General features: G+C 69.9%; 5 protein-coding genes and 1 pseudogene. 3 read left to right on the top strand and 3 right to left on the bottom strand.

What is annotated here, in order from left to right:
- The coding region (gene fxsT, locus D3105_RS30015) for an FxSxx-COOH system tetratricopeptide repeat protein (protein ID WP_206272954.1) at positions 1-2,597 on the top strand (2,597 nt) is incomplete at its 5' end.
- 591 nt (positions 2,598-3,188) lie between these two features.
- On the opposite strand, the gene D3105_RS30020 is transcribed toward fxsT, so the two are convergent.
- On the bottom strand, positions 3,189-4,187 hold the full coding sequence (locus D3105_RS30020) for a DUF4238 domain-containing protein (RefSeq protein WP_118906066.1): 999 nt from the start codon (positions 4,185-4,187) through the stop codon (positions 3,189-3,191).
- Positions 4,188-4,740: 553 nt separating this feature from the next.
- Positions 4,741-5,682, bottom strand: coding sequence for an RNA polymerase sigma factor (locus tag D3105_RS30025; RefSeq protein WP_118906067.1), 942 nt, complete (start codon positions 5,680-5,682; stop codon positions 4,741-4,743).
- A 491-nt stretch (positions 5,683-6,173) separates the two neighbouring features.
- Here D3105_RS30025 and D3105_RS30035 point away from each other — a divergent pair, with 491 nt between their 5' ends.
- Positions 6,174-6,695, top strand: coding sequence for an endonuclease domain-containing protein (locus D3105_RS30035; RefSeq protein ID WP_165891111.1), 522 nt, complete (start codon positions 6,174-6,176; stop codon positions 6,693-6,695).
- Between the two features lie 37 nt (positions 6,696-6,732).
- Here the strand turns inward: D3105_RS30035 and D3105_RS34375 are convergent, their stop codons facing one another.
- Entirely contained in the window at positions 6,733-7,035 is a 303-nt protein-coding gene (locus D3105_RS34375; RefSeq protein WP_123947595.1) for a hypothetical protein, read from the bottom strand.
- A 211-nt stretch (positions 7,036-7,246) separates the two neighbouring features.
- On the opposite strand from D3105_RS34375, the pseudogene D3105_RS30040 reads away from it, so the two are divergent.
- Positions 7,247-8,448: pseudogene (locus tag D3105_RS30040) on the top strand (IS110 family transposase).
- The last annotated feature ends 305 nt before the right edge of the window (positions 8,449-8,753 follow it).

Genomic DNA, 8,753 nt, shown 5'->3' on the forward strand with positions numbered 1-8,753 from the left:
TGGGTTCGGCGGTGTCGGGGAGTTCGGCGGGTATCGCGTTCCTGGTGGCGATCGTGACGAACTACGTCACCGCGCAGCCGCCGAAGTGGGCGGAGAACACCGTCCTGGTGTGGTCGGTGTTCGCAGGGCTGGCCGTGGTGTCGCTCGGGCTGTTCTTCTGGGAGCGGCGCCTGGCCGCCGAAGCGCCCGACGGTGGTGTGCGGCCTGTGCCGCTCGGGCGGATCGCCGCCGGGGGGCACTCGATGAACCCGCCGACGGTCCCGGCACCGGTGCGGGGACGCGACGCGGAACTGGAGCGGATCAGCGCCCTGGTGCGGGGGCCTGGCGGAGGCATGGTCGTGGTGTGCGGGGCCGGAGGCCTCGGCAAGACCACGCTCGCCGCCGAAGCCGCCGCGCAGGCCCGGGACCAGGGGCGGGGGGTGGTGTGGATCCGGTGGCGCGACGACCCTGACCAACTCGGCCAAGACCTCGCCCAAGCCGCGCACATCCTCGGCCTCCCCGAATCCCGGCTGGAGGAGGCCCGCACGGGCAGGGTCTCGCTCGTCGACGCCGTCTGGGACCACTTGGCCACCGTCAAGGGGTGGCTGATCGTGGTCGACAACGTCGACGCGCCGTCCCGCGTCGGGCCCGGGGCAGGGCCGCCGGCCGCCTACCGGGGATGGCTTCGCCCGCACGGGAGTGGACTCCTGCTGGTCACGAGCCGGGACACGAGTCGGCAGACCTGGGGCCCGGATGCCGACCTGCTGCACCTCCAGCCCCTCTCCGAGAACGCGGGGGCGGCTGTTCTCCTGGACGCCGCACCGCACGCCGGCACCGAGGCCGAGGCCGAGTCCCTGGCCGCCCGACTCGGCGGACTCCCCCTCGGATTGAACGCCGCGAGTACGTACCTGTCGGTGCCTACGAGCCGGCACCGGACCTTCGCCGCCTACCTGCACGCCCTCGAAGCCGAGTTCACCGACCTGCTGGGCGCCGAGCACCCGGCCGCAGCCACCGATCCCGCGGTCGCCCGCCGCGTAGTGCGGCACACCTGGGACCTCTCCCTCGACCAACTCGACCAGGACGGCTACACGCTCGCCCGCCCCGTCCTCCAGCTCCTCGCCCTCCTCGAACCCGCACCGATCCCCCGCACCCTGATGACCCCGGAGCTCGTCACGGACGCCACCGGGCTGCCCGCGACCGCGGCCACGGTGGATGCCGCGCTCGCCGGGCTCCACCAGTACGGGCTCCTCCACACACCCGAAGGCGACAGCCCCACGCCCGGCTCCCCGGCCGTAGGCCGACTGCAGCTTCACCCTCTGGTCCGCGAGGTCACCGCTCACAGCCTCGCCCGCCCCGAGCCGACAACCGCCTGGCTCGCGGCGATCGATGAACACCTCGCCCGAGCAGTGGAAGCGACGACGAACATGCCTGGCCGAACGGGGTGGCCCACCGCGCGTCTCCTCGCGGCCCATCTCCCAGCCCATCTCGACCGCAACGCACCCCACAACTTCCACAGCGCCTGCGACACTCTGACCCGTCTCGCCGACACCCTCACCCTCGCAGGAGCGTCATTCGAGGAGTTCCTTCTCCGTCGACGCATACTGGACGCCGAGGCCGACCATCTTGGCCATGACCACATCGACGCCCTTGCCAACCGCAACAACCTCGCCAACACGCTGAACGAGCTCGGGGAGCACCGTCAGGCCGCCGACCTCCACCGCCAGATCCTCGCCGACCGCGAGCGCGTCCTCGGCCCCGACCACAGCGAAGCCCTCGGCAGCCGTCATAACCTCGCCAACGCCCTGCACGCGCTGGGGGAAAACCGTCAGGCCGCCGACCTCCACCGCCAGACCCTCGCCGACCGCGAGCGCCTCCTCGGCCCCGACCACCCCGACACCCTCGCCAGCCGCAACAGTCTCGCCGTCGTACTGAACAGTCTCGGGGAACACCGGCAAGGCGCCGACCTCCAACACGAAACCCTTGCCGCCTACGAGCGCGTCCTCGGCCCCGACCACCCAAGCACCCTCGCCAGCCGCAACAACCTCGCCACCGCGTTGCAGGGGCTTGGAGAGCACCGTCAAGCAGCGGACCTCTACAGCGAAGCGCTCTTGGACGCTGAGCGCGTTCTGGGCCCCGACCACCGCGACACCCTCATCAGTCGCAACAACCTCGCCAACGCCCTGCACGCGCTGGGGGAAAACCGTCAGGCCGCCGACCTCCACCGCCAGACCCTCGCCGACCGCGAGCGCGTTCTGGGCCCCGACCACCCCGACACCCTCGCCAGCCGCGGCAACCTCGCCGTCGCGCTGGAACTGCTCGGGGAGGACCAGCAAGCCGTCGACCTGTACCGCCAGACCCTCGCCGACCGCGAGCGCGTTCTGGGCCCCGACCACCCCGACACCCTCGCCAGCCGCGGCAACCTCGCCCTCACCCTGAGCGACCTCGGAGCACACCACCAAGCCGTCGGACTCCACCGCGAGAACCTCGCCGCCCGGGAACGCCTTCTCGGTCCTGACCACCCTCACACCCTTGTCAGCCGCAACAACCTCGCCACCGCACAGGCCCGGCTGGCCGAGGTCGGACGCCGACGATGGTGGCAACTGTCCCGCCGAAGGTGAGCGCATGGTTTCGCTTCTCTGCTGGTTCAGCGCGAGCGCGTCCTGGAACCCGACCACCCCGACACCCTCAACAGCCGCAACTACCTCGCCACCGCAGAGGCTCGGCCGGACGCCGACGGTGGTGGCAGCTATCCCGCCTTGGGTGAGGAGCAGCTTCAGCGTGAGCGCCCCGTGCCCGGGCTGGGGGCGGTGCGGAACGGGTCCGGAGCGGTGCACTGGTGTCAGGCGGAGCTGCGGCGGGGTCGCGCGTCGGGGCGGGTGTCTCCGTACGGTTCGGGAGGACGGCGGGGCGCCGGTGAGGGTGGCGGCCCGGGCTTGGGCGCGATGGTGCTGTGCGCGGTGCCACGCGGTGGCCGCCTCGACGGCTTCAACGAGGGCGATCCGGAGAGTCAGGACCGCGGGTGCGCCGGGTCTCCTTGTGCTGAGGCTCGGTCCACGCGGGCTGAGTGTGCGTTGGGCAGACCACCCAGCGGCGCTCCTCCTCCACTGCCGCACGGTCCATCCCTGGAGGCTGATGAGGCGCCATGGCGGGGCCGGCTGCGGAGCCAGAGGCCAGCATCGCAGCGGCGGCGGTCTTGAGACGGTCGGAGGTCACCGCGCGAGCCCCCTGGCACTTCGGATGCCCTGTTTGAGGTACCCGCGGACGATGGCATCCTGGCCGCTGCGGGGCCGGAGGTAGACGCGCTGCTCTGCTGCCTCGATCTGCAGCCGGTTGAGAAAGCCAACCGTGTTCTCGGTGGTGATGCTCAGCCCGTTGCGGGGGGTCCGCCCGACCAAGAGGTGCCTGGGGCCGAAAGGCAACACGATGGCGGTGGAGTCGCCAATCGCTACGTTGAAGGCGGTTCTGGTTTCCCTCTGCTGGATGGCCAGGGCCGGGGTGTCGCCCAGGAGGAACTCCCCGGCTGCGGGCACCAAAATCTCCAGCCCGGCATCGCTGATCATCTCTTTCGCCTTGGCGAAGGTGTCCTCGATCCGAGCCCGGAAGTCCGCTCCGTTCTCGAAGTTAGCCACGTGCGGGCTCAAGATCTCGTCCGCTGCGGCGGCCAGGCCCTGCGGTCCAGCGAGGTGAAGTCCGCTGCGTTGCAGTACCGCGCGGCGCAGCAGTTCGGACTTGTCGGTGAGCAGGGCGGTGCGAGTCTCGGTGTAGACCTTGGCGAAGATGCGCTCGTGGACCTTGCGGTAGTTCAGCGACCGAACCAGGTGCAGGGCGATGAGGTCCTTCAGGGTCTGCACATGGTGTTCATGCTGGAAGACGTCACCTCGGTCCACCGCGCGCGCAGCGTCGGGTATCCGTGTCTCGAGCCTGCCCCATAGCTGTTCCAAGGAGGCAGAGGCGAAGCGCGCGAAGTGCGGGACCTTGCCGCACTGGCGAGGACTCGCCATCTTGTGCAGACGGTCGGGGTGGTCAAGGTTGAAAGGGACGAGCTTGAGCCCGTTACTGCCAAACGGAGCGGCGAAGCGCTTCAGCAGTACTTGAGAGATCACGTGCTGCCCGACCACGTGGCGATCGGCCTCGGGCCGGAGTTCCTCGATGCGAGCATCGACCTTCTGCGCCGATGCCAGCCACTGGGCGCGTGATCCCTCGTTCATCCGCCCAGTCTGACAACCGGGTCCGACAAACGAGACGGAATTTTCGCCTGCGCGGGCGCAGTACGGGTCGCCGAGCATGGGGGCGCGGCCGAAGAGGTTGGTGTGGCCAGGGCAGGTGCCGTCGTCACGGGCAGCTTGCCGTCGTGCCTGGCGTAGCGGGCCTCGTCTTGGCAGGTGGCGCACCCGGCCGCCGGCGCGGGTACGGGCAGTGCAGGTGTGCCCGTCGTGGCCGGGGCAGAGCAGCCACCCGAGATGCTCGGGGCACTGGGTCTCGCCGACGACGGCGAGGGTTGCGGGCAGCGGCCGTCGTCGGCCTCGCAGACAGGGTGCCGGTCGACGCCGCGCCGGAGCTGCTCCTGCTGGTGCTCCCGGTCGGCCCACGCTGGCGGGGTAGGCGTCGGGCCGTGCTCCCATCGGCGTCCGTCGAAGCTTCGGCGGTTTATCACGCCCCCGGTCAAGCGGCACCAGCAGTGCAGCAGCCCCCGGCCGGTGAGCCGCCCTTGCAGGAACGGGCGCAAGTTGCCCCTCCAGGCGCCTGGCTGCCGTCCGCGGTTCACCTGGCGCGGTCTGCTGCGATGAAGGTTCCAGAGGCTTCAACAGCTCTGACGATGCCAGCACCTACTGAGTCTGGGTGCATTGGTTGACGCGTGGTGAGTGCGTTTTGGGCCGATGCTCCCGGACCGGTCGCAGAAGCGGTGGACGTATTCTTCCGGGCCGTCAGTGAACCCAGCGGGGCCATTGCTTGAGGCTGGCGGAGGCCAGCTGGCACACGGTGGCGGCCACGCACGCGAACGGTCACGATCAGCCAGCTCACAGCGTAGAGGGCCAGGAGGAACGCCGGGAGCGCCTCCGGTCCCGGCCACTCGGGCATCGACGGTAGTGCCGGGCCACTGTGCCGGTCGTCCGTGGGCATCGTGTGCTGGAGCGCGCCGCCGACCGCGAAACCGATGGAGGTCAGGACGCCCACGATTGCGGCAGCGAGAGCAGCACGCAGCAGGACCAGGGCACGCGTGCAGTGCCGGGCAACCGTGCCGGGATGCTTGTTCATGAAGCTGGCCGTTTCGGCTCGGGTGTGGCCGAGTCCATGGGTTGCCCACACTGCGGTGCGCTGCGGGATCGACAGGCCCTGAGCCGCGCGGTGCACCGCGTCCCTGTTGTCTACCAGCGCGCTGAAGTCGGCGACATGCGGGGCCAGGCGGCACAGCGGGTCAGCGGCACGCTTCTCGTCCAGGCGGCGGTGCTCCCCGAGGCGCGTAGCCAGGTGCCTGACCTCAGTACGGATCAGCTTGTGCAGGTAGGCGCGCGGTTGCCGCACAGCCCCGGGGTTCCGCAGGGCCGTGGCGAAGGCGCTGCTGACGATGTCGTCGGCGTCGGCCACCGACTCCGGCACATCAGCGTCAGCAAGAAGCCTGCCAGCCGTACCCGTCAGCTCGCCTTGATACTGCGCAAACACCTGTGCCAGCGAATCGGCGGTCACTGCCTTCGGCTGAGTCACCGCACCCTGCCCTTCTCGTGCTTAGCTTGCTTCTGCCCACCGGATGGCGCCCGCCCCGGGTGCTCGCCCCCACGCTCGGCGCGGATGATCTCAGCCTTGCCTCGTGCTCGGATCCTGTACGCCACGCTGTTCAAGAGCTTCTTCAAACTCGGGACCAACAGCAGGAGCACCAATGCCACGATGCCAGCGACCTCCACGGCCCAACCTCCTCTTCAGTGTGCGGCCGATAAAGGGCTCAGGTGCATGAGCGGCGGCCGTTCTTACCGAAGGGCCGCGAGGGCGCCGTTCTGATGACACCGGCCTCAAGATTCTTTTCGGGGCGGGCGCGTACGTCGAACCATGCGCGACAGGGCAAGAAGAACCGACTCGGTCTGGGTGCAGAACGTCGGTTCAGGCGCGTCGACCTCTTCGTCTGTGAGGGGTGGGGCGGGACTCGCCTCCCCCAGTGCTGCATGGCGTGACTGTCAGTGCCGAGAGCTAACCTCAGCCCGGTGACGAGCACATGGTTCGAGGATGCCGGTGATCCAGGCGACTGCCGGATATGCGACGCGTTCATCTACCAGGGCGAGCGGTACAGCAAGACTTTGTGCCTGGAGTGCGGCCCAGCCGTGGCCCAGGCGCGGCGGTTCCACCTCTCGTTGGCGCGCGTCAATGCGATCCTGCGCATCCAGGACGACTACTGCGCGATATGCGGAGACAGCCCGGGAGACAGCGCGGCCAGCGGCCCGATCTGGTGGCAGATCGATCACGACCACACGTGCTGCACCGGCTGTCCGGACTGTGTTCGCGGACTGCTATGCCTGCCCTGCAACGTGAGACTTGGCCACTACGAGGACCAGTTGCGGCGCGGTCGCCTGGATGGGTGGCGTGTACAGAACGTCGACGAATACCTCGCGAACTCGCCGGCACAAAGCACCGAGGCCCGCAAGCTCCATCCTGACGACGACGGATGGGCGCGCGTCAGGTACACGGCCTTCACGTGGCGAACCCTCACCTGGAAGAGGCAGGGATAGCGCCGTGAATCGAAAGTGGATCATGAGGCATGAATGATCACGGCTCATAGGGCGGGGAGACCCCGTTCGCGGACCGGCGAAACCCGAGCAGCCTGCCCGCCCCAAGCGGCCGGGGGGTGACCCGGGGTGTGACGGTCGCGATGGGCACGGTGACGGAGACGGCGATCTCCCAGTCGTGAGTGCGCAGGGTCAGGCCAGTGGCGTCGCCTCGATGAGTACGCCGTTCTGGGGCGGGGCCGGCGCAGACGGTGCCGAACGCGGCGATCTTGAGCGCGTCGGCGAGCGGGCCGTAAGGCGCGGTGACCTGGGCGGACGCGACGGGGGTGGGCTGCTCGGACATGGGTCTCCGTAAGTTGTTAGGCGGCCCGGGAGGGCCGGGTGTGGCTTATGGGTCTCTGCCATCAGTGGCTTCGAAGGAGTGGCCGCCCGGCTCTCCGGGGCGCCCTGGCTGCTGATTGAGATGTGCGCGCTTCGTGCGGTCGCTGATTACGGAGATGACAGCGGGGTGTTCCTCGGGCCGACGGCATGCCGAACGGTGCGAGGAGGGGCGAGTGAGCGAGCGACGGGCCCGGGTATGGGCCGGAATCGATGCGGGCAAGGGGCATCACTGGGCTGCGGCGGTCGACGAGACCGGTGCGACGCTGTGGTCGAAGAAGGTCGACAACGACGAGTCGGCGATCCTGACCGCCATGGGCGAGATCCTGGACCTCGCCGACACGGTCCACTGGGCGGTGGACATCTCCGGCACGTCCTCCGCACTGATGCTGGCCCTGCTCGCGGCCCACGGCCAGCAGGCCGTCTACGTGCCCGGCCGCACGGTCAACCGCATGTCGGGGGCCTACCGGGGTGAGGCGAAGACCGACGCCCGCGACGCCTACGTCATCGCCGAAACCGCGCGCACCCGCCGGGACTTCGCGGCAATCGACGTGCCCGCCCAACTCGCCGCTGACCTCGCACTGCTGACCGCCCACCGCTCCGACCTGGTGGCCGACCGGGTCCGGATGATCAACCGGCTCCGCGACACGCTGACCGGCGTCTTCCCCGCACTGGAACGGGCCTTCGACTACAGCTCGCAGAAGGGCGCACTGGTCCTGCTGACCGGCTACCAGACGCCCGCCGCGATCCGCCGCCGCGGCCGGGCCCGGCTCACGGCCTGGCTCGCCAACCGCAGCGTCCGCGGGGCCGACGCGGTCGCCGCGACAGCCTTGGAGGCGGCCCAGGCCCAGCAGACCGCATGCCCGGCGAGGACGTCGCCGCCCAGATCGTCGCCGACCTGGCCGCGCAGATCCTCGCCCTGGACGACCGCCTCAAGCACATCGACAAGCAAATCCGCGAGACATTCCGCACCCACCCACAGGCGGAGATCATCGAGTCCCTGCCTGGCATGGGCCCGATACTCGGCACCGAGTTCGTCGTCGCCGCCGGCGACCTGGCGGCCTACGCCGACGCCGGTCACCTGGCCTCGGCGGCCGGGCTGGTGCCCGTCCCGCGCGACTCCGGCCGCCGCACCGGCAACCTGCACCGCCCCAAGCGCTACAGCCGCCGCCTGCGCAGGGTGTTCTACATGTCCGCGCAGACCAGCATCATCCGGGAGGGCCCGAACCGGGACTTCTACCTCAAGAAGCGCGGCGAAGGCTGCAAACACGTCCAGGCCGTCATCGCCCTGGCCCGCCGACGGGCCAGCGTCCTGTGGGCTCTCCTGCGCGACAACCGAGTCTTCACCCCCGAGCTGCCGGTCGCGCAAGCGGCTTGACTTCATCATTGAGACTCCCTTGAGCGTGGGTAGGGATGCATTCCGTGGCCGAATGCCACCGCCGCCCAGCAAGACAAGTGCATCTAATTCCCCTGTCATGCCAAGGGGTTTCCCGCGCGTTTTCGCAGGTCAATGCATACGGGTGGGGGCGGGGGGTTGGCGGGGTGCCGCGCCCGTGCCGCGTAGCGGCATGGGTTTCGTCCGGCAGCGCGGAGCGCTCGGGGTGGCGCGGAGCGCGGCCCCGCCTGGCCGGGCGGGTTCCGCCGTGGGGAGCGGAGCGGACCCGGCGGGGGGGGGGGGGGGGG

This window comes from Streptomyces globisporus, assembly GCF_003501885.1.
Classification (GTDB): domain Bacteria; phylum Actinomycetota; class Actinomycetes; order Streptomycetales; family Streptomycetaceae; genus Streptomyces; species Streptomyces globisporus_D.

Bases quoted from the DNA above. Each gene is read 5' to 3' on its own strand.
- D3105_RS30020 (WP_118906066.1), bottom strand. From the start codon at position 4,187: ATGAACGAGGGATCACGCGCCCAGTGGCTGGCATCGGCGCAGAAGGTC.
- D3105_RS34375 (WP_123947595.1), bottom strand. From the start codon at position 7,035: ATGTCCGAGCAGCCCACCCCCGTCGCGTCCGCCCAGGTCACCGCGCCT.